The sequence below is a fragment of the Actinoplanes sp. NPDC049599 genome (assembly GCF_044465625.1).
In the GTDB taxonomy this organism is placed as follows: domain Bacteria; phylum Actinomycetota; class Actinomycetes; order Mycobacteriales; family Micromonosporaceae; genus Actinoplanes.
On sequence record NZ_JBITLX010000005.1, the window covers coordinates 51,234 to 78,214 of the forward strand.

Genomic DNA, 26,981 nt, shown 5'->3' on the forward strand with positions numbered 1-26,981 from the left:
TGGCGTCCGGGCCGAGCGGCTCTCCCATAATCTCAGCATCATCGATATGGCCTGGTGAACGGAGTGCACATGTCCGGACCGACAGCGCACCGGCGCGTCGTGGCGCTCACGATGCCCGCGCTTCTCGCCCTGCTCGCCCTGGTCGTCACGATGTTCCGGGCCCCCGTCGGGGCGCCGCCGGGGATGCTGCCCGCGGCCGCCGCCACCCTCACGGTCGCGCAGGCGATCAGCAGCCAGAGCGGCACCGGTACGGTCCGCGGCTACGTCGTCGGCCAGCCCACCGCCACCAGCACGGTGCTCACCGCCAACTTCACCGGCGACACCGCGCTCGCGATCGCCGACAGCAGCACCGAGACCGACACCGCCGACATGCTGTACGTGCAGATCACCAGCACCTACCGGGCGAGCTTCGGGCTGCAGAGCAACCCCGGGCTGATGCGGTCGGTGATCACCGTGACCGGCACGCTGACCGCCTACTTCACCCACGCCGGCCTCAAGTCCCCGACCGCGATGACCCGCGGCGGCGCCACCCCGACGCCGACACCGACCGGCACCGGCACGCCGACCCCGACGCCGACCGGCTCGACCAGCGCCTACTACGCCGCCGCGGCCGGCAAGACCGGCGAGAGCCTGAAGACCGCGCTGAACGGCATCATCTCCAGCGGCGTGACCACGCTGTCGTACGACGCGGTGTGGAACGCGCTCAAGGTCACCGACCAGGACCCGGCGAACTCCGCGAACGTGATCCTGCTCTACTCCGGCACCAGCCGGTCGAAGACGCTCAACGGCGGCGACGTCGGCGACTGGAACCGCGAGCACGTCTGGGCCAAGTCACACGGCGACTTCGGCACCGCCAACGGCCCCGGCACCGACCTGCACCACCTGCGCCCCGAGGACGTCCAGGTCAACGCCCTGCGCGACAACAAGGACTTCGACAACGGCGGCACCGCCGTCTCGTCCGCGCCGGGTAACAAGACCGACAGCGACTCCTGGGAGCCGCGCGCCGCGGTCAAGGGCGACGTGGCCCGGATGATCTTCTACATGGCGGTCCGTTACGAGGGCGGCACCTTCCCCGACCTCGAGGTGGACGACGCCACCGGCAGCGGCACCGCGCCGCGGCTGGGCCGGCTCTCCGCGCTCAAGCAGTGGAACACCCAGGACCCGCCGGACGCCTTCGAGAAGCGCCGCAACGAGCTGATCTACAGCAACTACCAGCGCAACCGCAACCCGTTCATCGACCACCCGGAGTGGGTGACCTCGATCTTCGGGTGATCCGTCAACGGCTCGCCGCGTCCGCGAGGGCCCGTTCCACCGGGACCGGCCTGCCGAGATAGAAGCCCTGGCCCAGGGGCACGCCGCAGGCGACCAGCGCGTCGCGCTGCTGCGCCGACTCGATGCCCTCGGCGATGACGGTGCAGCCGTGCTCGCGGGCGAAGTCCACCAGGGAACGGATCGAGGCGCGGCGGGCGCCCTCGGTCTCGACGCCGGCCAGCGACGCCCGGCCCAGCTTGAGGAAGCCCGGCTTCAGCGCCTCCATCCGGGCCAGGGTGTCGTAGCCGGCGCCGGCGTCACCGACCGCGATCCGCACCCCCGGCGGCAGGTGCTCGAGGTCGGCGCCGTCGGTGTCGGTGACCTCCAGCACCAGCGGCCGGGTGCTCTCCGCCAGCAGCGGTTCCAGCTCGCGGGGCCGGCGCAGCAGGTCGCTGGAGACGTTCAGCGCCAGCCAGGTGTGCTCCGGCAGGGCGCCGGCCGACGCCATCGCGGCCCGCATCAGGGCCGCGTCGAGGTCGATGTGCAGGCCCCGGGCCTCGGCGGCGGCCAGCCCGCGCTCCGGCCGGGTGCCGTCGGCGAACCGGGTGAGGGCCTCGTAGCCCACCACCTCGCCGGTGTCGAGCTCGAAGATCGGCTGGAAGACGGTGAAGAAGGTGAACTCCTCGAAGGAGCTCGACCGGGACTGCGGGCCCTGCGGCCCGCGCTTGGCCTTGCCCGCGGTCGCCGTCTGCGACGAGCGGACCGCGACCAGCCCGGAGGAGCCCCGGTCGGAGCGGTAGTGCAGCACCGAGGCCCAGTCGCCGATGGCGCCGTTCGGCACCATCGCGCGGTTCTCGGCGTGGGCGGTGCCGGCCGGCCGCTGCGCGGCGCCGGCCCCGCGGCCCCGCTTCTTCGGCTGCACCGGACGGTACAGCCAGTGCCGCAGGTGGGTGAAGAAGTCGACCAGGGTGTTGCCCAGGCCCACGTACGCGATCATCGCGTACGAGGCCAGCACCAGGTTCAGCCCGGCGAAGACCAGGTTGTCCCACAGGTGCAGCTGCACGTCGCGGACCACCGTGTACCCGCAGAACGCGATCAGGGCCAGCGGCGCGACCAGGTACGTGGTGGCCGAGGTGGTCCGGTTGCGGACCTTCGGGGTCCGTTTGAACGCGCTCTTCTCGCCGGTGAGCAGCTGGAGGATCGAGGCGAAGCTGCCGGAGAGGTTGACCGGCAGCAGGATCAGGTTGAAGCCGTAGACGCGCAGCACGTCCAGCCGCTTGTAGCCGCACGCCTTCAGGTCCGCGCTCATCATCAGGAAGTACGGCACCGACACCAGCAGCAGGATCGGGTTGAGCAGGTCGGCGTTGAACGGGTAGACCAGCATGACGATCAGGCACACGGAGCTCCAGAAGATGGAGGCCATGTAGTTCACCCGCAGGAACAACTCGCCGAAGCGGTTCTTCTTGCCGCGCGCGGCCCGGGCCCGGAACTGGTCCTTGAGCCGGGACAGGATCAGCAGGCCGCCGTTGGCCCAGCGCTGGCGCTGGATGCACAGCGAGCCGAAGTCCGGCGGCGTGGCGCTGTAGGCCATCCGCTCCGGGTAGTTGTACAGCGTCCAGCCGTGCACCCCGAGGTCGATGGTGGACTCGGTGTCCTCGATGACGGTCCGGTCCTGGATGTAGCGGCGGATCTCCCAGTCGCCCTCGTACGCGATCTCGCGGATGTCGTCCAGCGCCTTCTTGCGCAGCACCGCGTTGGCGCCGACCCAGAACGTCGCGTCGTAGTGCGTCATGCCCTGGTGGACGATGTGCTGGATGTCGGTGGTGGCGCCGGAGATGCGCTCGATCCGGGTCGCCGAGCCGGGGAACGCGCTGTACGGCGTCTGCGCCACCGCGTCCCGCTCGTGCGCGCCCTGCTCCATCAGGTGCACCAGCCGCAGGCAGTACTCCGGCAGCAGCACGCTGTCGGCGTCCAGGGTCAGCACGTAGTCCGGGTCCGGGACGATCAGCTCGGCCTGCCCCGGCCCGGCCGGCACCAGCGCGACCCCCAGCGGCGTGCCCACCTCCTGGTAACTGCCGCCCATCAGGCCGATGTAGCTGTTGAGGTTCATCGCCTTGTTGGGCTCGTGCGACAGCGACACGTACCGCTTGCGCTCGAAGCTCGTCATGGTCGCGTCGAAGACGGCGAGCAGCCGGCGGTGCAGCTGGATCAGCCGTTCCGCGGGCAGTGTGGCCTTCTCGTCGGCGCCGTTCTCCAGCGCCTCGGCGATGGTGCCGAGGTCGTCGCCGAGCGCGTTGAGGATGTGGTCGACGAAGAAGGCGTCGGTGTGGTCGACCATCTCCTGCCGATGGCCCAGGCCGTAGAGCCAGCCGGCCGCGAACCGGTACTCGGCGGCGAGGTCGCGCATGTCGTCGGCGGTGGTGACCCGGTCGTCGCGCTCGTCCAGGGTCTGCTCGAACCGCTCGTAGGCGGCCTGCACCCGTCCGTACGGGACGGCGAGCTCGGCCTCGATCGCGCCCGGCAGCGTGCGGGCGGCCAGCAGCAGGTCCCGGGCGGCCCGGGTGCGCGGCTGCTGCGGGTCGTCGATGAGCAGCACCACCCGCAGGTCGTGGTACTCCTGCAACGCCGCCGACAGCAGGGTGGTGCGGATGACCCGCTCGTCCTCCTGGTACGACGGCACGATGACCGTCACCGACGGCGTCGCGCCCTGCAGGAAGTTGTCCAGCACGATCCGCGGCGCCCGGTGGTGCGCCCGGCTGCGGTAGAAGTAGCCGATCCGGGTGATCAGGTACGCGGTGGCCGAGGCGGCCAGCCCGGTGACCACGACCATGTACACGATCGCCTCGATGACCAGGCGCGCGCTGGTGGCCCGGCCGGCGATGAACTGCTGGATGATCGTGCCGATCAGGTAGCAGGCCCAGACCGTGATGGTCAGCACGATCGCGAGCCGTCCCCGGGCGATGCGTCCCTCGGAGATGGGCGCCGGCACCAGCGGATGCGGTGCCGACCGCCGGTCGGACCCCCACTGACGCCGGGCGTCCGGCATCCGCTGGTCCACCGAGTTGCGCTGCATGGAAGACCCTTCACGGTACGTGCGAACAGCGGCCGGCCCCGGGATCGTCGACCCCGCACGATCTCCCATCGGCGGTTGCGCGCCGGGTCTTAAAGGTTTTGCCGCCTTCGTCCTTCAGTCGCCGGGGAATCTGCCGAATCACCTGCTGAGGGGTATGCCCCGCCGAGGACTACGACGGAAGGGCCACCATGCTCACCGACCGCGCCACCCCGTCCGTGCGGCCGGACGACGATCCCCTGGCCGACCTGGACTGGGAGGAGCCGGAGGCGCCCGCCGAGCGGCTGTCCTGGCTGCGGCTGGGCGTGCTGATCCTGGTGCTGGGCGGCCTCGGCGCCGGCGGCACGATCGCGGTGCTGCACCTGCGGGACACCGCCGGCCCGACCGCGAAGTCGTGGGCGGTGCCGTACGTGGACGTGACGCTGACCCCGACCTTCGAGTTCCAGGACCCGGAGGCGAACCCGGCCAACGACGTGGCGCTGGCGTTTGTGGTCGCCGACCCGCAGGAGCCGTGCGCGCCCAGCTGGGGCGGCGCGTACAGCCCGGACGAGGCGGCCGCCTCGCTGGAGCTGGACCGCCGGATCAGCCAGCTGCGGGCGGCCGGCGGCAGCATCATGCTCAGCGTCGGCGGGCTGAACAACTCCGAGCTCGCGGTGGCCTGCACCGACCAGGCCCGGCTGACCGACGCCTACCGGCAGCTGGTGCGGCGCTACGACGTCGGGACCCTGGACCTGGACATCGAGGGCACGGCCGTCGCGGACCAGGCGTCGCTGCGCCGGCGCGCGCTCGCGCTGGCGGCGCTGCAGGCCGAGGGCACGAAGGCGGGCAAGCCGCTGGAGGTGTGGCTGACCCTGCCGGTGGCGCCGGAGGGCCTGACCGCCGACGGGCTCGGCGCGGTGCGGGCGACGCTGGAGGGCGGCGTGGCGCTGCGCGGGGTCAACGTCATGACGATGGACTTCGGCTCGGCGGCCGGCTCCGACCCCGACATGCTGGAGCTGTCCCTGCAGGCGCTGGAGGCCACCCACAAGCAGCTCTCCGACCTCTACCTGCGGCTCGGGGTGCAGCTGACGTCGCCGCAGGTGTGGTCGCGGATCGGGGCCACCCCGATGATCGGCCAGAACGACGTGGACGCCGAGCGCTTCACCCTCGACGACGCGCGCGGGCTCGCCACGTTCGCCGTCGACAAGGGCCTCGGCCGGGTGTCGATGTGGTCGCTGAACCGCGACGCCAAGTGCCGCGGCACCTTCACCAACGTGGTCGTGCACTCCAACACGTGCAGCGGGGTGGCCCAGGACGCGCTGGCGTTCTCCTCGGTCTTCGCGGGGCTGCCCGGCAGCGCGGTGGGCTCGTCCGGCCGGGAGTCGGTGGCGATCGCCGACCGGGAGCCGGTCACCGACGACCCGGAGACCAGCCCGTACCCGGTGTGGCGGCTCAGCGCGCTGTACGTCGGCGGGTACAAGGTGGTCTGGCACGGCGTCGTCTACGAGGCGAAGTGGGCGAACCAGGGGATGGACCCGTCCGGGTCGGGCGACTCCACCACCCCGAACCCGTGGTCGGTGATCGGCCCGGTCAGCCCGACCGAGACCGCGCCCCGGCCCAGCCCGACGGTGACCGGGGTGACCGAGGTGTGGTCACCGGCGACGGTCTACGGCCGCGGCGACCGGGTGCTGCTGGACGGGCTGCCGTACCAGGCCCGGTGGTCGACGACGGGTGACGCGCCCTCGACGGAGTTCCCGACCGACCCGGACGACCCGTGGCAGCCGCTGTTCACGGTGCCGGGTGAGCCCGGCTGACATCGTCGTCTTGCCATTGGACGATACTTATTGAAAACGATTACCGTTCTTGTTCTCGCAGACAGGAGCGTTCATCGTGCCCAGGACCCCCCGAATTCTCATGGCCGCCGCGGCCGTGCTGCTCGCCGGCGGATGCGGCGGCACCACCGCGGCCGCCGAGCCCGACCCGCGGCTGGCCGTCGTCGCCACCACGCCCGAGGTGGCCGACTTCGTCCGCGCCGTCGGCGCGGACCACGTCACCGTCACGCAGCTGATCAAGCCCCAGGTGGACCCGCACGACTACGAGCCCACCCCGGCCGACATCCGGGCCATCGGCACCGCGGCGCTGGTCGTGCGGAACGGCGTCGGCCTCGAGGAGTGGCTCGACCGGACCGTCGAGTCGGCCGGCTTCCGGGGCCCGGTGGTGGACGCCGGCCAGGGTGTGCCGCTGCGCGACGGCGGTCCCGAGGAGGGCGGCGGGCCCGACCCGCACATCTGGCACGACCCGGCCAACGCCAAGATCATGGTGGCCGGCATCGCGCGGGCCCTCACCGCCGCCGACCCGGGCCGGGGCGCCGCCTTCGCCGCCAACCTGCGCGACTACTCCGCCGCGCTGGACCAGCTCGACGCCGACAACCGGGCGGCCTTCGCGACGCTGCCCGCCGACCGCCGCAAGCTGGTGACCAACCACGACGCCTTCGGTTACTACGTGGACCGCTACGGGCTGGAGTTCGTCGGCTCGGTCATCCCCAGCCTGGACACCTCGGCCGAGCTCAGCGGCAAGCAGCTCACCGACCTGGTCGCCCGGATCCGGGCGACCGGCACCCGGGCCGTCTTCACCGAGAGCTCGCTGCCGCCCAGGGCCGCCGAGGCGATCGCCCGGCAGGCCGGCGTCAAGGTCATCGGCGGCGAGGACGCCCTGTACGGCGACAGCCTCGGCAAGCCCGGCACCCCGGAGGGCACCTACCTCGGCGCCGAGCGGCACAACACCCGGGTCATCGTCGCGGCGCTGGCCGGCTGACGTGGGCGAGGCCGCGGTGGCCGCCGCCCTCCAGTTCTCCGGCGCGCGCGTCGGCTACCACGGCACGCCCGTGCTGACCCACCTCGACCTCGACCTGCCGGCCGGGCGGCGGCTCGCCCTGGTCGGCCCGAACGGCGCCGGCAAGTCCACGCTGATCAAGGCGGTGCTCGGGCTGGCCCAGGTGCTCGGCGGCACCGCGACCGTGCTGGGCCGCAGCCCGGCGCGGGCCCGCGGGCTGGCCGGCTACGTGCCCCAGCTCGACACCCTCGACGCCGGCTTCCCGGTCAGCGCGCTGCAGGTCGTGCTGATGGGCCGCTACCGGCGGATCGGCTGGTGGCGGCCCACCCGGGCGGCCGACCGCCGGATCGCCCGGGAGGCGCTGGACCGGGTCGGCCTCGCCGACCGGGCCGGCCGGCGGTTCGGGCAGCTCTCCGGCGGCCAGCGCCAGCGGGTGCTGCTGGCCCGGGCGCTGGCCGCGGAGCCGCGCCTGCTGCTGCTCGACGAGCCCTTCAACGGGGTCGACGCGGTCAGCCAGGACGCCATCATTACCGTGCTGCGCGAGCTCGGCGCCGCCGGCACCGCGGTGGTGCTCAGCACGCACGACCTCACGGTCGCACGGGACCTCGCCGATCAGGTCTGCCTGCTCAACGGCCGGATGTGGGCGGTGGGACCGCCGGGGGAGATTCTCACGGCCGGTCCGCTGCGCCGGGCGTACGGCGGCTACCCGGTGCCGGTGCGGCCGTGATCGCGCCGTTCGCCGTGCCGTTCATGGCCCGGGCGCTGGCCGAGCTGGCCCTGCTGGCGCTGATCTGCGGCCCGGTCGGCGTCTTCGTGTTCACCCGCCGGCTGTCGTTCGTCACCGACGCGCTGACCCACACGGTGTTCCCGGGTGTGGTCGTCGGCTTCCTCGCCGGCGGGATCGAGGGCATCGCCGTCGGGGCGCTGGCCGCCGGCGTGCTCACCGCGGTGGCGCTCACCCTGCTGAGCCGCGCGGGGGCGCTGTCCGACGACGCGTCCACCGCCGTCGTGCTCACCGCGATGTTCTCGATCGGGGTGCTGCTCGTGTCGCGGCGTCCGTCGTACACCAGCGATCTGACCGCCTTTCTCTTCGGCCGCCTGCTGACCGTGACCGCGCGGCAGCTCGCCGAGACCGCCGTGCTCGCGGTCGTGATCCTCGGCCTGCTCGCGGTCGCCGCCCGGGCCCTGCTGTTCCGCACCTTCGATCCGGCCGGCGCCGCCGCGGCGGGCTTCCGGATCGGCCGGCTGGACCTCTGGCTCAACCTGCTGGTGGCCCTGGTGGTCGTCGCCGCGGTCCGGGCGGTCGGCACGATCCTGGTGGTGGCCCTGCTGACCGTGCCGGCCGCGGCCGCCCGGTCGGTGACCTGCCGCCTGCCGGCGATGGCCCTGCTGGGCACCGGGCTGATCCTCGCCGCCGGCTGCGGCGGGCTGCTGCTGAGCTGGACCGCCTCGATCTCGTACGGGGTGAACCTGACGCCGGCCTCCGCCGTGGTGCTGCTGCTCGTGGTGGCGTACGCGCTGCTGCTGCCCGTCGGGCTGCTCCGGGCGGCCCGCTCATGAGCTGGTGGGACGACGCGGTGCACCGGGCCACCGCCGAGGTGGTGCTGGCCGGGGCGCTGGCCGGGCTCGTCGGCGTCCAGGTCGTCCTGCGGCGGCTCTCCTTCTTCACCATGGCCCTGACCCACGCGACCTTCCCGGGCGTGGTGGCCGCGTCCATCATCGGCGTCAACGTCTTCCTGGGCGGCGTGGTGGCCGGCACGGTTGCCGCCCTGGGCGTGGCGGCGCTGAGCCGCCGCCGCGGCCAGCACGCGGCGGCGGCGACCGGGGTGGTGCTCTCCGGCGGGTTCGCGCTCGGCGCCGGGCTGGTCGCCACCCAGGACGGATTCAGCCGCGACCTGTCCTCGCTGCTGGTCGGCTCGGTGCTCACGGTGACCACGCGGGACCTCGTCACCACCGCGGTGGTGCTCGTGGTCGTGGCGGCCGTGCTCGCGGCCGGCGCCCGACCGCTGCTGCTCATCGGCTTCGACCGGACCGGCGCGCGGGCGGCCGGCCTCGCGACCGGCGCCTGGGATGTGGTGCTGCTGCTCACCATCGAGGTGGTCGTGGTGACCGTCGTACCCGCCGTCGGCACCATCCTGGCGCTGGCGCTGGTGGTCGCCCCGGCCGCGGCCGCCCGGCTCTGGTCCGGCCGGTTGCCGGCGGTCACCGCGCTGGCCGTGCTCTTCGGGGTGCTGAGCGGAGTGGGTGGCCTCGCGCTGTCGAGCCGGTGGAACGTCGCCGCGGGCGCGAGCATCACGCTGGTGGCGACGGCGATCCTGGTGGCGTCGTCGGTGCTCGTGCGGGTTCCGCGGTACGCCGGACGCGCGGCGTGACAGGGTGCTGAAGACTGAGCGGATGAACTCCATGTTTCCCCGGCTGGTCGCCCGTACGCAGCGTTTCACGCTCGGCTGTCCGCGCCGGTTCACGGTGGCCCCGGACGGTTCCCGGGTGCTGTTCCTGCGCTCGCACGGGGGCCTGGACCCGGTCGGTCACCTCTGGTCGTACGAGGTGGAGACCGGCACGGAACGGCTGCTGGTCGACGCCGCCGGGCTGGGCGCGGGCGCGGACGCCCCGGTGTCCGAGCGGGAGCGGGCCCGGCGGGAACGGGCCCGGGACCGCTCGGCCGGGATCGGCTCCTACGCCACGGACGCGGCCGTGCGGACCGCCGTGTTCACCGTCGCCGGCCGGCTGTACGCCGTCGACGTGGCCTCGGCCGAGGTGACCGACCTGGGCGCGCGGGGGCCGGCCGCCGAGGCCCGGATCGACCCGACCGGCCGGACGGTCGCGTACGTGTGCGAGGCCGAGCTGCGGGCGGTCGGGCGCGACGGCAAGGACGACCGGACGCTGGCCGAGCCGGACGGCCCGGAGGTGAGCTGGGGCCTGCCGGAGCACGAGGCGTCCGAGTCGATGAACCGGTTCGAGGGCTACTGGTGGGCGCCGGACGGCCGCAGCCTGGTGGCGGCCCGGGTGGACAACACGCCCGTGCAGGTCTGGTACGTCGCCGACCCGACCCGGCCGGAACGACCGCCGGCCGCGCTGCGCTACCCGGCCGCCGGCACGCCGAACGCGGACGTCAGCCTGCACCTGCTCGGCCTCGACGGCGGCCGGACGCCGGTGGACTGGGACCGCGCCGCCTTCGAGTACGTGACCCGGGTGGTCTGGGACGCGGCCGGGCTGCTGGTGGTGGTGCAGAACCGGCGGCAGACCGTGATGCGGGTGCTGACCGTCGACCCGGCCACCGGCCGGACCGGCGTGCTGCGCGAGGACACCGATCCCTCGTGGACCACGATCGTCGAGGGCGTGCCCGCGCACACCGCCTCCGGGGCTCTGCTGTGGACGGTGGACGACGGTGACACCCGGCGGCTCACCGTCGACGGCGTCCCGGTCACGGCACCCGGCCTGCAGCTGGGGGAGGTGCTCTCGGTCGACGGCGACACCGTGCTGTTCGCCGCCCGGCACGAGCCGGCCCAGCGGCACCTGTGGACCTGGTCGCCGGGCGGCGGGACGGCCCGGCTCACCGCCAAACCCGGCCTGTACGGCGGTCGCCGCGCCGGCGGGGTGACCGTGGTGGACGCCCGGACGCTGGACGGCGAGACGGTCACGGTCGACGGCCACCCGCTGCGCAGCTTCGCGGCCGAGCCGGCGGTGCGCCCGGTGCCGCATCTGATGGCGCTGGGCGAGCGGAAGCTGCGGACCGCGGTGCTGTTCCCCACCGGGCACGCACCGGGCACGGCCCGGCTGCCGGTGCTCATGGACCCGTACGGTGGCTCCGCCGGGCAGCGGGCGGTCGCCGCCCGGTCCGGTTACTGGGCCTCCCAGTGGTTCGCCGACCAGGGTTTCGCGGTGATCGTCGCGGACGGCCGGGGCACGCCGGGCCGGGGACCGCGCTGGGAACGCGCCCGCGGCGACGACCATGCCGGCCCCCGGCTGCAGGACCAGGTGGACGCCCTGCACGCCGCCGCGGAGCGCTTCGGCGACCTGGACCTGGACCGGGTCGGCATCCGCGGCTGGTCGGCCGGCGGCTACCTGGCGGCGCTGGCGGTGCTGCGCCGGCCCGACGTGTTCCACGCCGCGGTGGCCGGCGCCCCGGTCACCGACCACCTGCTCTACAGCTCACACTGGCAGGAGCGCACGCTGGGCCTGCCGGCGGAGAACCCCGAGGGGTACGCGCGCGCCTCGCTGATCGCCGACGCCCCGAACCTGCGCCGGCCGCTGCTGCTCGTGCACGGGCTGCTCGACGACAACGTGCTGCCGGTGCACACGATGAAGCTGTCCGAGGCGCTGCTGGCGGCGGGCCGGCCGCACACCGTGCTGCCGCTGCCCGGCGTCACCCACCTGGGCTCCGGGGTGCCGAACCTGTGGGAGTACGAGCTGCACTTCCTGCGGACGTCGCTGGGGCCGGCTACGTGACCCGGGTGTTGAGCAGCCGCAGTGCCTCGTGGACGTGACCGCGGGCGGTGGCCAGCACCTGCCGGGCGCGCTCGCGGCCCGACCCGGCGATCAGCATCACCACCGCCACCTTCGCGTCGCCGTCGGCCAGCCGCAGGGCCTGCCGGCAGCGCGCGACGTCGGCGTCGGTGGCCTCGGCCAGGATCCGCAGCTGGCGGTCGCGCAGCTTGTCGTTGCTGGCCACCATGTCGGTCATCAGATTGGAGTAGGTCCGGCCCAGCCGCACCATCGTCGCCGTGGAGAAGGCGTTGAGCACCAGCTTCTGCGCGGTGCCGGCCTTCATCCGGGTGGAGCCGGTGAGCACCTCGGGGCCGGTGTCCGGCGCCACGTGCACGTCGGCGAGGGCCGCGATCGGCGCCGCGGGGTTCGCCGACACCAGCACCGTGCGGGCGCCCCGGCCCCGGGCCACCGACAGCGCGGCGCGCACGTACGGGGTGCGCCCGCTGGCGGTCACGCCGACCACCAGGTCGCCGGCGGCCACCGCGCCGGCCGCCACCCGGCCGGCCTCCTCGTCGTCCTCGGCCGCCTCGGACGGATGGGTGAGCGCGTGCGTGCCGCCGGCGATGTGCGCCACCACCCGGCCCGGCTCCACCCCGAAGGTGGGGATCAGCTCCGCCGCGTCCAGGACGGCGATCCGGCCCGAGGTGCCCGCGCCGACGTAGTGGATCCGGTGCCCGCCGGAGAGCGCCGCGACGGCCAGGTCGACCGCGACCGCGAGCTCCGGCAGCACGCCGGCCACCGCGTCCGGCACCGCCCGGTCCTCGGCGTTGATGAGCGCGAGCAGCTCGGCGGTGCCCATCCGGTCGATCGAGGTGCTCCGCGGGTTGCGTTGCTCCGTGCGCGCCAGCGGCCTGCTGTCCGGCGCCCTCATCCGCGCCGCCGGCCGGGATCGACCCGGCGCGACCGGATGGCCTCGTAGGTCACGTCGAGGGCCTTGCGCGTCTCCCGGTACGTCCGCTGGGCCACCCCGACGAACACGCAGTCGATGACGGTCAGCTGGGCCAGCCGGCTGGCCATCGCGCCGGACCGAAAGGTGGTCTCCCGGGCCGCGGTGGTGAGCACCAGGTCGGCGTGCTCGGTGATCGGCGACCTCGGGAAGTTGGTCAGCGCCACGGTCCGAGCGCCGCGCCGGCCCGCCTCCGCGAACGCCTCGATGGTGTCCAGCGTGGTGCCGGTGTGCGAGATCCCGAACGCCACGTCCCGCCCGTCGAGCAGGGCGGCGCTGGTCAGCGCCATGTGCAGGTCGCTCCACGCGTACGCGACCAGGCCGATCCGGTGCAGCTTCTGCTGGAAGTCGGCGGCGACGAAGGCGCTCGCGCCGACGCCGTAGATGCAGACCCGGCGGGCGCCGGCCACGAGATCGACCACCTGCCCCAGCACGGTGATGTCGATCTGCGCGGCGGTCTCCTCGACCGCGCGCGCGTCGGCGAAGGCGATCTTCCTGACCACCTGGGCCAGCTCGTCGGTCTCGCCGATGTCGCTGCCGACCTGGCCGTCGGCGGCGGTCGCCTCGTACGCCCGGCCGGCCTCGCCGGCCAAGGTGAGCCGCAGCTGCGAGTAGCCGGTGAAGCCCATCGCGCGGCAGAACCGGATCACCGTGGTCTCCGACGACCGGGCCTGCTCGGCGAGGTCGCTGATGGTCAGCCCGGAGGCGGTGGCGGCATGGTCGATGATCACCTGGGCCACCCGCCGCTCGGCCGGTGACAGCGACGGCAGCAGGCCACGCGCCCGCACGGTCGTCGGCGAGCGGTCGCCGGCCGGGTGGTCCACGGCCGGCTCGGGTGCTGTGGGGATGAGGTGCGCGCCGCGCGGCCTGTCTGTCATGGAGAAGTGTTTCCTTCGGTGGGACGGTTACCCGGTACGGTCACCGGATAATGAGCCGGTCGCTGGTGGTGGGGGTCGACGCGGGTGCCACGTCCACCCGGTGCGTGGTCGCGACGCTCGACGGGATCGTGCTGGGCCGGGGCGCGGCCGGCGGCGCCAACCGCAACAGCAGCGGCGGCGACGCGGCCGAGCCGATCGCCGCCGCGCTCACGGCGGCGCTGTCCGGAGTGGACACCTCGGCGGTGCGGGTGGGCGTGCTCGGCGCCGCGGGCTCGGCCGGCGTCGGTCGCGCGGCGTTCCGGGCCGCCGCCACGCGGGCCTGGTCGCGGTGCGGAGCGGGCGGCGAGGTGGTCACCGTGACGGACCTGGAGGTGGCGTTCGCCGCCGGCACCGCCGGCGCGGACGGTGTGCTGCTGCTTTCCGGCACCGGGGCGCTGGCCGCGCGGTTCGCCGGCGGGGTGATCGAGCGCCGCTGCGACGGTTACGGCTGGCTGCTCGGCGACGAGGGCTCGGCGGTCTGGATCGGGGTGCGGGCGTTGCGCGCGGTGCTGGCGGCGCTGGACGGTCGCGGCGAGCCGACGGCCCTGACGGATGCGGTCGCCGAACGGCTCGGTGCCGGGCTGCCCGGTCCGCTCTCCCGCGCGCGCCGGGAGGAGCTCGCGCAGGCGCTGGTCGCGGCCGGCTTCGCCCGTCCCCCCGCCGAGCTGGGCCGGCTGGCGCCGGCGGTGAGCGCCGCGTCCGACGCCGGCGACCCGGTCGCCCGGCGGATCACCGACGCCGCCGCCGCGAAACTGCTCCACACCTACGACACTGTCGCTCCACCGCCCGACGTGGTCGCTCTGCCGCCCGGCGTGGTCGCTCTGCCGCCCGGCGTGGTCGCTCTGCCGCCCGGCGTGGTCGCTCTGCCGCCCGGCGTGGTCGCTCCGCCGGGCGGCGTGGTCGGGGCGCTTGTCGGTGTTGTGGTGCTGGCCGGGTCGGTGCTGCTCACGCCCGGTCCGGTCGCCCGTGCCGTCCGGGCCGGTGTGCTCGCCCGGACCGGCGCCGAGCCCCGCGAGGCGGCCGACGGGGCCGCCGGCGCGGCGGCACTGGCCCTCGCCCGGCTCACCGGCGGCCCGGTGCCGGCGGCCGTGCACGCGCGGCTGACCCGCCGCGCGCCCGCTCATGACCCACGCCGGGAATAGCAGCGGCCGCTCATCACACGCTCCACCGCAGCCCGTGGCCGAACGGGTACAGACCCGGGATCGCTACCGGCAGTCTGCCGCGCGGCGCCGTGACACCGAGCAGCACCCGCGCCAGCGACTCCATCGCGACCGCCGTGGTGCTGTACGTGGCCAGGTAGGTCGAGACGCCCGGCAGGTGGGCGAGGTCGTACGGATCACGCACCGCGACCACCACCACCGGGCGCCCCGTCGCCACCAGAGCCCGGACCAGCGCCTGCTGGCGGGCTGACGGATCACTGACCACCGTGTCCCACGCCCTCGACGTGAGCACCACCGTCAGATCGTGCGAGCCGGCCGCGTGCACCGCCTCGGCGATCTTGTCGTCGGTGGGCAGATTGGTGACGAGTGCCGTCGCGCTGGCCCCCCGAGTGGCCAGCGAGGCGGCGAGTGCCGGCACATTGCTGGAGGTGCCGGAATTCCATCCGGTGACGAGCACCGACCGGCCGGCGCCCCGATAGGGCAGCAGGCCGGCGTCATTACGGACCGCCGTCACCGTGCGGTCGGTGACGGCCTGCGCCAGCTGCCGGTGGGCCGGCCGGCCCACGACACGCTCGGCGGCGGCCGGGTCCAGCGGCGTCCACGACAGCAGTCCGCGCCGGTGTTTCAGGGTGAGGATCCGGCGCACCGACTCGTTGATGCGGGCCTCGGTGAGCTCGCCGGCGGCGACCGCGTCGAGCACCGCCCCGTACGCGACGTCGAGATCCGGCGGCATCAGCAGCATGTCGACGCCGGCCCGCAGCGCCAGCACGGGCACCCGCGCGTCGCCGTACTTCTGCCGTACGCCGGCCATCTCCAGCGAATCGGTGACGACCACGCCGCGGTAGCCGAGCTCACCGCGGAGCAGGCCGGTGATGATGGGCCGGGACAGCGTGGCCGGGTCACCGGCCGGGTCGAGGGCCGGCACCACGATGTGCGCGCTCATGATCGCGTCGACCCCGGCCGCGACCGCGGCGCGGAACGGCGGAGCGTCCAGCCGGGACCACTCGGCCCGGGTGTGGCTGATCACCGGCAGCCCGGTGTGGCTGTCGGTGCTGGTGTCGCCGTGGCCCGGGAAGTGCTTGGCCGCCGCGGCCGTGTTCGCGCCGCGCTGCAACCCGAGCACCTGGGCCGCGGTGAGCCGGGCGGCGAGGCCGGGGTCGCTGCCGAACGAGCGGACGCCGATGACCGGGTTGGCCGGGTTGACGTTGACGTCGGCCACCGGCGCCCAGGCCTGGCCGATGCCCACCGCCCGCAGCTCGCGGCCGGTGACCTGACCGGTGGTGAACGCGTCGGCGGCGCTGCGGCCGGCGCCCAGCGCCATGCCGCCCGGGAACTGGGTGGCGGGGGCGGGCATCCGCGAGACCACGCCGTGCTCCTGATCGGTGGAGATCAGCAGCGGCACGCCCGCGCCGCTGCCGGTGGCGGCGGCCTGCAGCCCGTTGCCGAGCCCGGCGAGCTGGCGGGGCGACTGGAGGCTGTTCGTCCAGCCGAAGTAGATCACGCCGCCGAGGTGGTACTTCGCGACGACCCGGGCCGGGGTGTCCACACCGTAGAGACGCCGGTTGAGGGCGGCGTCGGCGGCCGAGGGCGCGTTCGCGTCGGCGCCGTAGGCGTAGGTGGTGAAGAGCTGGCCGACCTTCTGCGGCAGGGTCATCCGGGCCAGCAGCCGGTCGATCGTGGACGCTGCGGGGCGCGCGGCGGCGGGTGCCGCCGGTGCGGCGGCGCCGAGGGCGGCGACGACCGTGAGGGCGGGCAACCAGGCGAGCCGACTCGTTCGCATGGCGCTTCAAGTTACCCGGGTCACCGTTCTGTGGCAATAACCTTCGCCCCTCTTGCGAGTCGTGTAGGAAACATTCATCCTACAAAACGGACATTGAGCGATATTGATGATGGACCATCACCACGCAGGCGGGAGCACACGACATGGCACAGACGATCAGCCGGCGCGGGCTGCTGCACGGGGTGGCGGCGGCCGGCGCCGTCACCGCCGCGGGCACCCTCACCGGCTGCGCGATGGGCGGCGGCGACAGCGCCGACGAGGGCGCGAAGGGCCGGACCACCGCCGGCAACCCGCTGGGCGTCAAGGAGGACGCCCCGCTCGAGGTGGTCATCTTCAACGGCGGCTTCGGCGACGAGTACGCCAAGGCCCACCAGGCGATGTACCGCGAGCGCTACCCGCGGGCGCCGATCCGGCACTCGGCCACCCAGCAGATCGCCGAGACGCTCCAGCCGCGGTTCGTGGCCGGCGACCCGCCGGACGTGGTCGACAACTCCGGCGGCAGCCAGATCGACTTCAACGGGCTGGTGTCGCAGGGCGCGCTGGCCGACCTCGGCGAGCTGCTCGACGCGCCGAGCCTCGACGACCCGAAGGTCCGGGTCCGGGACACGCTGCTGCCCGGGATCGTCGACGCCGGCTCGTACGACGGGACGGTCCGGGCGCTGAACTACGCGTACTCCGCGTACGGGATCTGGTATTCGGAGAAGCTCTTCACCGACCGGGGGTGGCAGTACCCGCAAACCTGGGACCAGATGATCGCGCTGTGCCGCCAGATCAAGGCCGCCGGCCTCGCGCCCTGGACCTACCAGGGCAAGCATGCCCGCTACATGAGCTGGCCGATCCTCGCGGCGGCGGCCAAGCTCGGCGGCGTCGAGGTGCTCAAGGCGATCGACAACCTGGAGCCCGGCGCCTGGCGGCAGGACGCGGTGCGGACCGCCGCGGACGCCTACTCCCAGCTGGCCGTCGACGGCTTCCTCCAGCGCGGCGCCGAGGGCATGGACCATGTGCAGGCGCAGACCGAGTGGTGCCGCGGCAAGGCGGCGTTCATCTCCTGCGGCTCCTGGCTGGAGAACGAGCAGAAGGCCGTCACCCCGCCCGGCTTCCGGATGGCCGTCGCGCCCACACCCAGCCTCACCGGCGGCGACAAGCTGCCGTTCACGGCGTTCCGGGGCACCGGCAGCGAGGCGTTCGTGGTGCCGGCCAAGGCGAAGAACCTGCGCGGCGGGCTGGAGTACCTGCGGGTGATGCTGTCCCGGCGGGCCGCCGCGGACTTCACCGGCCGGGTCAGCAGCCTCAGCTGCGTCGCCGGCGCCGAGGCCGGCCTGGCGTTGTCACCCGGGCTCACCTCGGTGACCCGGATGATGAAGGCCGCCGGCGCCGACACGTTCACCTGGCTCTACTCGTCGTACTACCGCAAGCTGGAGCGCAGCCTGGTCGACGCGGCCTGCGCCGACCTGTTCACCCGGCGGATCACCGCGGCGCAGTGGGCCGACCGGTGCCAGCGGGCCGCCGACGAGATAGCCCGGGACCCGTCGATCAAGAAGTACAAGCGGGCCTGACGGTGCGCGGCAAGCGGCTGTTCATCGTCGTCTTCCTGCTCCCGCCGCTGCTGCTGTACGGCATCTTCGTGGTGTCGCCCTACGCGCAGGCCTTCCCGATCTCGGCGACGGACTGGGGCGGGCTGTCCCCGGAGTACGAGTTCGTCGGCCTGGACAACTTCCGCCGCCTGCTCGGCGACGGGTACTTCTGGAACGCCCTGCGGCACAACGCGGTGCTGCTGGTGCTGCTGCCGGTCGCGGCGATCCTGCTCGGCCTCTTCCTCGCCTCGATGCTCAGCGTCGGCGGCCGGCGGGACCGGCCGGGCGTGCACGCGGTACGCGGCGCCGCCGCCTACCGCATCGTCTACTTCTTCCCGCAGGTGCTGTCGGTGGCGATCATCGGCGTGTTGTGGAAGGAGATGTACGCGCCGCACACCGGGCTCGTCAACGGTGCCCTGCGCGCGGCCGGGCTCGACGCGCTCGCCCGGCCGTGGCTGGGTGACCCGCGGTTCTCGTTCTGGTGCGTCGCGGTGGTGCTGCTGTGGAGCAACGTCGGCTTCTACGTGGTGCTGTTCGGCGCGGCGATGCAGGCGATCCCGCGGGACATCTACGAGGCGGCCCTGCTCGACGGCGCCGACCGGGCGACCACCCTGGTCCGGGTGACGATCCCGCTGCTCTGGGACACCATCCAGGTGGCCTGGGTGTACCTGGCCGTCCTGGCGATCGACGGCTTCGCCGTGGTGCAGATCGTCAGCGACGGCGGCCCCGGCTTCTCCTCCGATGTGGTCGGTCTGCGGCTGTACAAGACGGCGTTCACCGATGCGCAGTTCGGCTACGCCTCGGCGATCGGCGTGGCGATGTTCTTCCTGACGCTGTCGGTGGCGGTGCTGTTCCTCCGGGTGACCCGGCGCGACCGGGTGGAGCGCTAGGGTGGCCCGGCCGCGGATCCCGGTGCTGACGCACGGCTTCCTGGCCGGCTGGGCGGTGCTGACCACGCTGCCGCTGCTGTGGGCGGTGCTCAGCTCGTTCAAGAGCGACACCGAGATCCTCACCGACCCGTGGGGCCTGCCGTCGCGGATCCGCTGGGACAACTGGGGCCGGGCCTGGACCGAGGCCCACCTCGGCCGGTACTTCCTGAACAGCGCGATCGTGGTGACCGGCGCGCTGACCCTCACCATGCTGCTCGGCGCGATGGCCGCGTACGTGCTGGCCCGTTACCGGTTCCGCGGCCGGCGGATCGTGTACCTGGCGTTCGTCGGCGGGATGATGTTCCCGGTCTTCCTGGCGCTGGTGCCGCTCTTCTTCGTGGTGCGCAACCTCGGCCTGCTCGGCACGCTGCCGGGCCTGACCCTGGTGTACGCGGCGTACTCGCTGCCGTTCGCGGTGTTCTTCCTGACCGCGTTCTTCCGGACCCTGCCCACGTCGGTCGCCGAGGCCGCGCTGGTCGACGGCTGCGGGCACTTCGGCCTGTTCTTCCGGGTGATGCTGCCGATGGCCCGCCCCGGCCTGGTCAGCGTGGGCATCTTCACCTTCCTCTGGCAGTGGAACCAGTACGTGCTGCCGATCGTGCTCCTGCAGGGTCCGGACGCCGAGCGGCGCTGGGTGCTGGCGCAGGGCCTGACCGCGCTCGCGGTGAGCGAGGGCTACCGCGGGGACTACAGCGGGTTGTTCGCCGGCATGACCATCGCGATGCTCCCGGTGCTGCTCGGCTACCTGGCCTTCCACCGCCAGGTGCAGAGCGGGCTGGCGGCCGGCCAACTGCCCTGAGAAATCGGCAGACCGGGGGCCGAACCAAACCGGCTCCGGCGGGGACCAACCGGTCAAACGCTCGCACAGCCCCAAGGAGTCCGCTCGTGATGATCCGTCCTCTCCGGCGCCTCGGCCCGGTCGCGCTCGCCCTGACCACCCTGGCCGCGGTGGCGGCCTGCACCACCACCGGCGCGGCCGCGCCCCCGGCTCAGCCCGCCGGCGGCGCGCCTCCTGCCCAGCTCGCTGGCGGCGCGCCTCCTGCCGTCGGGAATCCGACAGCCGCCGCACCGCCCGTCGCGGCGGTGCCGGTGGCGGCGCCGCGCACCTCCCGGCCGCCGGCCCGGCCCGTCTGCCAGGGCGCGGTCATCCACCGCGTCGACGCCGCGGACACCGGGCCGCCGTGGCAGCCGCTCTGCCTGACCGTCGGCGGCGTGGTGCTGGTCGCCAACCTGGGACCGGAGGGCTTCTCGGTCGCCCCGGCGGACAAGGTCGAATGCCACTACGAGGCCGGCATCCGGCAATGCCGCCTGCTCCACCCCGGAACCGTCCGCTTCACGATCACCGATGCCGCGCAGATCCGCACCCTGGACGTACGGATCATCAAGGCCTCGTCCCCGCCGAAGCCGGCGCCGGCGTGCCTGCCGCACGGCGCGACGCTGACCATCAACGCCGCGGACGACGGCCCGTCCGCGTGGGCGGTCTGCATGCGGACCAGCGGGACCGTCCGGGTGGAGAACCTCGGCCCCGAGGGCTTCCAGGTACGCCCGGCCGGCGCGGTGACCTGCACCTACGAGGCCGCCGTACGGATCTGCCGGTTCCACCGCCCGCAGACCGTGACGTTCACGACGACCCGCGGCGACGCGGAGCCCCGGAGCCAGACGGTCGTGGCCATCCGCTGACCAAGATCGGGCAAGTCCGGCAAGGCGGACGGCGGGTGGCAATCCCGTACCTCATTGGTTAAGGTCGCTGTCGATGGGCGAATCGGGGGATGTGCCGTGAGGTTGCCAGCTCTGTCCGGCGTCGCGCTGACCGCGGCCGTCGCCGTCGCAGCGTTGTGCCTGCCCGCCCCCGCCCAGGCCGCGGAGGGGCTGGACCCGGCCGTCGTGGCGGCCCGCGCGAAGCCCATCCCGAGCACCGCGTGCCAGCCCGACGGCGTGTCCGCGGCCGACAAGGCGATCGCCGGCGGGTTGCGGCCGTCGATGACCGGGCAGCGCCTCGGCCGGGCCGTGAACGGCTACAACATCTCGTGCGCCCGGGCCATCGTGCGGCAGGTGCTGCGGCGCGGGCTGCCGGCCCGGGCAGCGGTGATCGCGGTGACCACCGCCATCGCCGAGAGCACCCTGCACAACTACACACTCGCCGTCGATCACGACAGCCTCGGGCTGTTCCAGCAGCGCCCGTCGATGGGCTGGGGCCGGCCGGAGCAGCTGATCGACCCCGCCTTCGCCACCGACGCGTTCCTCAACAAGCTGCTCCGCAGCTACCCCGCCAACAGCTGGACGGGCGGCGACATCGGCCAGATCAGCCAGCGGGTGCAGGTCTCCCGCTACCCGGACGCGTACGCGCCGGAGGCCAACGACGCACGGCTGATCGTCGGCCGGCTGTGGACCAGCTCGGGCGTCGCGCCGGTGGTGGCGGCACCGGAGTCAGCGGTGGCGACGCCGAAGAAGGCGACCGGCCCGTTCAGCAAGTCGCTGCTGAAGACCGTGCCCGGGCTGCCGGGCTCCTTCGACGACAAGCACCAGGTGCTGCTGGCCGACTGGAACGGCGACGCGGACGCCGACCTGGTCGTGGTGCAGCAGTCCGGCACGGCCACCGGCAAGACCGAGGTGCGCGTGGTGAGCGGCGCCTACAAGTTCCAGCACCTGCTGCTCGACACGGCCACCCCGCTGGTCTCCACCGACGCCCCGGCCGAGTTCGCGATGACCGACTGGAACTTCGACGGCCGCCAGGACCTGGTGGTGACCCAGAAGTCCGGCACGGCGAGCGGCCGCACCGAGGTCCGCGTGCTCGACGGCGCCTCGTACCTGCAGCGCTACCTGCAGGAGTCGATCACCGTGCTGGGCCCGACCGACGCCTGCCACGCGTTCTCCGTGGCCGACCCGAACGCCGACGGCCGCCCCGACCTGATCGTGGTGCAGAAGTGCCGCACGGCGAGCGGCCACACCGAGGTCCGGGTCCTCGACGGCGCCTCGAACTTCCAGCGCTACCTGCAGGAGAGCGCCACCCCACTGGGTAAGACCGACGCCCGGCACACGTTCTCGGTGGCCGACTGGAACGGCGACCTGTACCTGGACCTGGTCGTGACGCAGAAGTCGGGCGCGAAGAGCGACAAGACCGTGCTGCGCGTCCTCGACGGCGCGTCGCAGTACCGCAAGCTCCTGCGCAAGCCGAGCACCGCGCACGTCTCGACCGACGACCGGCACAGCCTGTCGGTGACGGACTGGAACCGGGACGGCCGGCTCGACCTCGTGGTGGTGCAGAAGTGGGGCACCGCGGACGGCCGCACGCAAGCCCAGATCCTCGCGGGTTAGCCCACCCCGGGCGTCAGACGACAACCCGGCCCGACCGCATCCGGACCACCACGTCGGCAATGCCGATCACCCGCGGGTCGTGCGTCGCCACCAGGGCCAGCGTGCCGGAACGCACCGCGGCGGAAAACACGTCGAGAACCAGGTGAACATGTTCGTCGTCCTGATGCCCGGTCGGCTCGTCCAGGACGGCAACCGCAGGACCGAGCACCAGCGCACGGGCCAGGGCGGTGCGCTGCTGCTCGCCGAGCGACGTGTCCCGCGCCGGCCGGTCAGCGATCGGCCGGAGCCCCAACCGGTCGAGCAACTCCGCGCCACCGCCGAGCCCACGCAACCCGGCCGGAAGCAGAACGTTCTCGGCGACGGTGAGCTCCGGCTCGAGCGCCAGCCGCTGCGGCAGCAACGACACGTCGCGCCAATCGGGAACGGGGTGCGCCGGGCGCCCGGACACCAGAACCTCGCCGGCGCTGGGCGCCATGACCCCGGCGACCAGATGGCACAGCGTCGACTTCCCGGAGCCGGACCGGCCGGCCAGCACGACCAGGGAGGCCGGGGCCAGCGCCAGGTCGATGTCGTGCAGCACCCGGGTGGCGGCCGCCCCGGTGCCGCGGATGTGGCTCACCCCGCGCACCTGCACCAGCGGTGATTGCGGCGGCTCGCTCATTCCCGGCCTTCCGGTGGGTGCAGCGTGTGGTGAGTGTCCTGGTCCTGGGGTGGGTTCGGCTTGTTGCGGGGTGTCGCGGCCTTCCGGTGGGTGCAGCGTTTCGTGAGTGTCCTGGCCCGCCGGTGGGTGCAGCGTGTGGTGAGTGTCCCGGTCCTGCGATGGGTGCGGTGCGATGTGACCGTCCCGGCCTTCCGGCGGGTGCAGCTGAACGTGGCCGTCGGTCAGAGTGACCACGACCCGGCCGTCCGGGAACAACGCCAGCGCTTCCTCCGGCAGCTGGAGCCGGCCGAGGCCGTCGATGCTCGTGGTGCGGGCCTGCCCGGCGTGGTGCTCCCCGGACAGCACGCCGTGCCGCAGCCGCAGCACCGTGTCGGCCACCGCGATGGCCCGGGCGTCGTGGGTGGCGATCACGACGGCGCTGCCGCGGTCGGCGCACGAGCGCAGCAGCCGCAGCACCAGGTCGGCGGAGTCGTCGTCGAGCTCGGCGGTCGGCTCATCGGCGATCAGCAGAGCCGGCGGTCCCACGCCGGCCGCGGCGACCGCGAGGCGCTGCTGCTCACCGCCGGACATGGTGGCCGGCCGGGCGGTCGCGCGCGCTGTCAGGTCCACCTCGGCGAGCGCCGCCGCCACGTCGCAGGGCACGCCCCGCAGCCGGGCCATCTGCTCGATCTGCCCGCCCGCGTCCAGCTGCGGGAAGAGGCTGTGGGTCGGGCGCTGGGCGACCCAGCCGATCTCGTGCCGCCGCAACCGTTGCAGCCGGCGCCGCGACAGGCCGGACACCAGGCGACCGCGGTGCCGGAGCTCGCCGCCCGCGGGTCGCTCCCGCAGCGCCAGCACGGCGAGCAAGGTGGACTTGCCGCTGCCGGAGGGACCGGTGATGGCGGTGATCCGGCCACCGAGCAGGGTGACGTCGACACCGCGCAGGGCCTGGGTGGGCCCGGTCGGCGCCGCATACAGCTGGAGCAGCTCGCGGCCGTCCAGCAGGGGGACCCGATCAGTCGTCACGGTAGGCGTCCTCCTCCGCGCTGGACGAGCGCACTGTGGACAGTGCCACGGCGAGAACCGTGGCCACGACGGCGACCCCGGCCGTCACCGCCAGCGCGGCCGGCGACTGCTGGAAGGCGAACCGGGGAAGCAGGCCGGGCTGGTCGTCGAGCAGCCGCCCACCGATCGGCGCGAGCACGGCCACGCCGGCCACGGCCCCGCCGAACGCCACCGTGGCCAGCAGCACGAGCTCCTGCGCCCGGGCACGCGTCACCCGCGCCCGGCCCAGCCCGACGCGCGCCAGCATGAGGTCGGCTGAGCGGCGGGTCGCGGCGGTGCGCTGGGCGTACACGCACAGCGTCAGCGCGGCCAGCAGAGCCAGGTAACCGGCGACCGCGACCTCATAGCCACGGGCCCGGTCGGCCGCCACGTACGCGTCCCCCTGCCGCAGCGTGGCGGCGGTGTCCACCCGCTCGGGCCGGATGCCCTTCGGACCGGTCACCGCCGCGACCCCGGCGGTGCCGCCCGCACTCCACAGGGAGGTCTGCACGAAGAGCGCGTTCTGGTCCAGGGCGTTCCGCGGCCGGAGCCGAGGATCGGCGGCGCCGAGCCGGGCGAACACGGCCTCGGCGGGAACGACGTACATCGGACGGTCCCGCAGCCCGGGGAACGCGGGCACGTGCGCGACCACCGTCAGCGTCCGGCTGTCGTACCCCAGCGTCACCTGGACCGTGTCGAGGCCCGCGGCGGCGGGATCGGCAACGGCGATCACCGGGATCACCCCGTCCGCCGCGGTGGCACCGGCGTCGATGGCGTCGAGGGCCCGCCGGGCCGCGGTCAGGTCGGCCCCACGGCCCCACAGCGCGACGTCCCGGAGCCGACCGGGATCGATCAGCAGCAGGTCACGCTGCGTGTCGTCGAGCGGGGTGGTGATGTCGGCCCGCCACACCACGGTGTTCCCCGCGGGCAGCGGCGGGGTCCGCACGCCCGGCACCGGACCGTCGGGCTGAGTGCCCAGCGGATCGGGTGGCGGCACGAGCGCCGCCGCGTCGTCGAGCTCCCAGGAACCCTCGATCGTGGCGACCCCCTCGGCGCCCGCGGCCACGGCCACCCGGTCACCGGTCGTGACGGCCGTCGACTGCACCGCCGACAGGGCGAAGAGAAGCATCCCCAGACCCGCCGTCACGACCACAACGGCGAGCCGGCGCTCGGCGCCGCCACCGCCCAGCCGCCGCCGGGCCAGCCAGACGACCGCCCAGGCCCGGGAGGTCGGCGGCCCGGCGTCGGCCTGCCCCACCTGTCGTCGGCGGGTCAGTCGGCCGCCTGCCTGATCTCGGGAGGTCGGCGGTTCGGTGTCGGGTTGCGCCGCCGGTCGTCGGCGGGTCAGTTGGGCGTCTGCCCGATCTCGGGAGGTCGGTGGTTCGGTGTCGGGTTGCGCCGCCGGTCGTCGGCGGGTCAGTTGGGCGTCTGCCCGGTCCCGGGAGGTCGGCGGCCCGGTGCCGGGCCGCCCTACCAGGCGCCCGGGCAGCCAGCCGGCGATCACCCCGGCGGCGGCCAGCACGAGCAGCGGTACGAGCAGATCCACCCCGCGCGCCGCACCCGCGGTCGCGTCGGAACCGGCGAGTCCGACGGCCGTCACCAGCGCGACGACGACGACCAGCGCACCCCACGGCAGGGCCCGCCGGGGATGGGCCGGCGGCGCGGGGCGGACGCGGTGGGCTGCCGTCACTGCGCTCACGCCGGCCACCGTCACCAGGCCACCCAGCACACCCGCCGCTGCCGCCAGCGCCGCAGGCGTCAGCGACTGGGCGAGCGCCCCGGGCGGACCCAGGCGGGCCACGAGCTGCCAGGCGACGAGCCAGCCGAGGACCGTGCCCAGCAGTGCCGGCAGCAGATGTTCGACCAGCCACAGCCCGCCCACGGTCACCGGGGACATCCCGACCGCGACGGCGTGGCGCAGTTCCCGTTCCCGGCGGCGGACCGACAACAGCGCCACCGCCAGCACCGACGCCAGACCGACCGCGGCCGCCGCCCATTCCACCGGCCGGGTCCGCTGCCGCACCGTGTTGGTCGTCGCCTGCGCCGCCGCGACGAGCCGGCCGATGCCGCTGGCGAAGCGCAGGTTCAGTGGGCTGTCGCCCTCGGCGGGCAGGGCGGACGCGTACTCGCGGCGGAGCGTCTCGACGGCGTCGGCGGTGCGCCGCGCGCCGGCCAGGGTCGCGCCGGGCGCCAGCTCCGCCTCGGTCGACCAGAGCAGGTCGTCACCCACGGCCGCGGCGATCCGCTCGACCGTCGAGACGTCACCGATCATCAGGTACGCCGGCAGCGTGCGGTACTCCGTGTCGCCGGGCGTGTCCCCGGCCCGGAGGGCCCAGGCGCGGCTGCCCGGCACGTCGGCCGGCAGCCGCCCGTCGGCGTCGACGGCATAGATCCCCTGCACTGTCGCCGGGGCTTGCTGGCGTTTGCCACTCTTGCCCACTGCGACGGTGACGACGATCCGGTCACCTGGCTGGACACCCAGCGCGGTCGCCACTGGGCCGGGCAGCCACAGGCCGTCCCCGCGCGCCGGGACGCCGACCGGCACCAGCGCCGTCTCCGGCGCCTCGACGGCGAACAGGCGGGCCCGTTCCCGACGGTCGCCCACCCCGGCCGTGGACTCCCAGAACACGCCGGAAGTCAGCTCCGCACCGATCGAGGCGCTGGTCAGACGGGGCTCGGTCAGCCCGGGAACCGCCCGCAGATCCGTCAGGACGGCATCCTGCCCGGCGGCGCCCGGGCCGACGTCCGCCGACAGCCGGACGACCGCGGCGTCGGCCTGGCGCGCGGTGACCGGGACGGCATCGCGGCGGTCCTGGAAGGCGGCGTTGCCGGACGCTTCGGCGAACATCGGGCCCGCGGCGAAGGCGGCGGCCAGCACCAGGAACGCCGCCGACACCAGCGCCGACCAGGCCCGTTGCCGCAGCCCGCCGAGCACCGCCGCCGCGGCGAGGCGATCGGGCCGCAGGCGGCGGCGAGGTGGGGACACCGGTGTCTTCGGCCCTGGCGTGACCGCCACCGGCTCACCGGCGACGACATCGGACGCCATGGAGCTCCTT

The 26,981-nt window shown here is 74.0% G+C and carries 19 protein-coding genes; 13 read left to right on the forward strand and 6 right to left on the reverse strand.

Features of this window, described 5'->3' with window-relative positions; all coding sequences use genetic code 11:
- Window positions 1–69: 69 nt before the first annotated feature.
- Entirely contained in the window at window positions 70–1,272 is a 1,203-nt protein-coding gene (locus ACIBQZ_RS11280; RefSeq protein ID WP_396088442.1) for an endonuclease, read from the forward strand.
- 4 nt (window positions 1,273–1,276) lie between these two features.
- On the opposite strand, the gene ACIBQZ_RS11285 is transcribed toward ACIBQZ_RS11280, so the two are convergent.
- Complete coding sequence (locus ACIBQZ_RS11285) at window positions 1,277–4,324, reverse strand: EAL domain-containing protein (protein WP_396088443.1); 3,048 nt, start codon at window positions 4,322–4,324, stop codon at window positions 1,277–1,279.
- 188 nt (window positions 4,325–4,512) lie between these two features.
- On the opposite strand from ACIBQZ_RS11285, the gene ACIBQZ_RS11290 reads away from it, so the two are divergent.
- The 6 genes from ACIBQZ_RS11290 (at window position 4,513) to ACIBQZ_RS11315 (ending at window position 11,581) form a co-directional block, all read left to right on the forward strand.
- Window positions 4,513–6,114, forward strand: coding sequence for a chitinase (locus tag ACIBQZ_RS11290; RefSeq protein ID WP_396088444.1), 1,602 nt, complete (start codon window positions 4,513–4,515; stop codon window positions 6,112–6,114).
- 76 nt (window positions 6,115–6,190) lie between these two features.
- Window positions 6,191–7,114 (forward strand): metal ABC transporter substrate-binding protein, encoded by a 924-nt coding sequence (locus tag ACIBQZ_RS11295; RefSeq protein WP_396088445.1) that lies wholly within the window; start codon window positions 6,191–6,193, stop codon window positions 7,112–7,114.
- 16 nt (window positions 7,115–7,130) lie between these two features.
- Window positions 7,131–7,859 carry a metal ABC transporter ATP-binding protein gene (locus ACIBQZ_RS11300; RefSeq protein ID WP_396088446.1) on the forward strand — a complete coding sequence of 243 codons (729 nt, stop codon included), beginning with the start codon at window positions 7,131–7,133 and terminating at the stop codon, window positions 7,857–7,859.
- Window positions 7,856–8,692, forward strand: a complete 837-nt coding sequence (locus ACIBQZ_RS11305) for a metal ABC transporter permease (protein ID WP_396088447.1) — start codon at window positions 7,856–7,858, stop codon at window positions 8,690–8,692. The genes ACIBQZ_RS11300 and ACIBQZ_RS11305 overlap by 4 nt, the downstream gene beginning before the upstream one ends.
- Complete coding sequence (locus ACIBQZ_RS11310) at window positions 8,689–9,504, forward strand: metal ABC transporter permease (RefSeq protein ID WP_396088448.1); 816 nt, start codon at window positions 8,689–8,691, stop codon at window positions 9,502–9,504. The genes ACIBQZ_RS11305 and ACIBQZ_RS11310 overlap by 4 nt, the downstream gene beginning before the upstream one ends.
- A 22-nt stretch (window positions 9,505–9,526) precedes the next feature.
- Window positions 9,527–11,581, forward strand: a complete 2,055-nt coding sequence (locus ACIBQZ_RS11315) for a prolyl oligopeptidase family serine peptidase (protein WP_396088449.1) — start codon at window positions 9,527–9,529, stop codon at window positions 11,579–11,581.
- Here ACIBQZ_RS11315 and murQ read toward each other — a convergent pair.
- Window positions 11,574–12,491, reverse strand: coding sequence for an N-acetylmuramic acid 6-phosphate etherase (murQ, locus tag ACIBQZ_RS11320; RefSeq protein ID WP_396088450.1), 918 nt, complete (start codon window positions 12,489–12,491; stop codon window positions 11,574–11,576). The two genes, ACIBQZ_RS11315 and murQ, sit on opposite strands and share 8 nt — an antisense overlap.
- The gene (locus tag ACIBQZ_RS11325; RefSeq protein WP_396088451.1) at window positions 12,488–13,444 is read right to left on the reverse strand and encodes a MurR/RpiR family transcriptional regulator; all 957 of its coding nucleotides are present in this window, start codon (window positions 13,442–13,444) and stop codon (window positions 12,488–12,490) included. The genes murQ and ACIBQZ_RS11325 overlap by 4 nt, the downstream gene beginning before the upstream one ends.
- A 50-nt stretch (window positions 13,445–13,494) precedes the next feature.
- On the opposite strand from ACIBQZ_RS11325, the gene ACIBQZ_RS11330 reads away from it, so the two are divergent.
- Complete coding sequence (locus tag ACIBQZ_RS11330; RefSeq protein ID WP_396088452.1) at window positions 13,495–14,625, forward strand: N-acetylglucosamine kinase; 1,131 nt, start codon at window positions 13,495–13,497, stop codon at window positions 14,623–14,625.
- A gap of 13 nt (window positions 14,626–14,638) precedes the next feature.
- Here the strand turns inward: ACIBQZ_RS11330 and ACIBQZ_RS11335 are convergent, their stop codons facing one another.
- Complete coding sequence (locus ACIBQZ_RS11335) at window positions 14,639–16,423, reverse strand: glycoside hydrolase family 3 protein (protein WP_396088453.1); 1,785 nt, start codon at window positions 16,421–16,423, stop codon at window positions 14,639–14,641.
- Window positions 16,424–16,566: 143 nt separating this feature from the next.
- Here ACIBQZ_RS11335 and ngcE point away from each other — a divergent pair, with 143 nt between their 5' ends.
- The 5 genes from ngcE (at window position 16,567) to ACIBQZ_RS11360 (ending at window position 22,241) form a co-directional block, all read left to right on the forward strand.
- Complete coding sequence (gene ngcE, locus ACIBQZ_RS11340; RefSeq protein ID WP_396088454.1) at window positions 16,567–17,979, forward strand: N-acetylglucosamine/diacetylchitobiose ABC transporter substrate-binding protein; 1,413 nt, start codon at window positions 16,567–16,569, stop codon at window positions 17,977–17,979.
- A 2-nt stretch (window positions 17,980–17,981) separates the two neighbouring features.
- Complete coding sequence (locus ACIBQZ_RS11345) at window positions 17,982–18,887, forward strand: carbohydrate ABC transporter permease (protein ID WP_396088455.1); 906 nt, start codon at window positions 17,982–17,984, stop codon at window positions 18,885–18,887.
- A 1-nt stretch (window position 18,888) separates the two neighbouring features.
- On the forward strand, window positions 18,889–19,725 hold the full coding sequence (locus ACIBQZ_RS11350; RefSeq protein WP_396088456.1) for a carbohydrate ABC transporter permease: 837 nt from the start codon (window positions 18,889–18,891) through the stop codon (window positions 19,723–19,725).
- Between the two features lie 89 nt (window positions 19,726–19,814).
- Window positions 19,815–20,606 carry a hypothetical protein gene (locus ACIBQZ_RS11355; RefSeq protein WP_396088457.1) on the forward strand — a complete coding sequence of 264 codons (792 nt, stop codon included), beginning with the start codon at window positions 19,815–19,817 and terminating at the stop codon, window positions 20,604–20,606.
- 96 nt (window positions 20,607–20,702) lie between these two features.
- Window positions 20,703–22,241 (forward strand): FG-GAP repeat domain-containing protein, encoded by a 1,539-nt coding sequence (locus ACIBQZ_RS11360; protein WP_396088458.1) that lies wholly within the window; start codon window positions 20,703–20,705, stop codon window positions 22,239–22,241.
- Window positions 22,242–22,254: 13 nt separating this feature from the next.
- Here ACIBQZ_RS11360 and ACIBQZ_RS11365 read toward each other — a convergent pair whose 3' ends face one another.
- Together ACIBQZ_RS11365 and ACIBQZ_RS11370 are read right to left on the reverse strand one after the other, a co-directional pair.
- Window positions 22,255–23,907, reverse strand: coding sequence for an ATP-binding cassette domain-containing protein (locus ACIBQZ_RS11365; RefSeq protein ID WP_396088459.1), 1,653 nt, complete (start codon window positions 23,905–23,907; stop codon window positions 22,255–22,257).
- Window positions 23,897–26,971, reverse strand: coding sequence for an FtsX-like permease family protein (locus ACIBQZ_RS11370; protein ID WP_396088460.1), 3,075 nt, complete (start codon window positions 26,969–26,971; stop codon window positions 23,897–23,899). The genes ACIBQZ_RS11365 and ACIBQZ_RS11370 overlap by 11 nt, the downstream gene beginning before the upstream one ends.
- Window positions 26,972–26,981 lie beyond the last annotated feature (10 nt).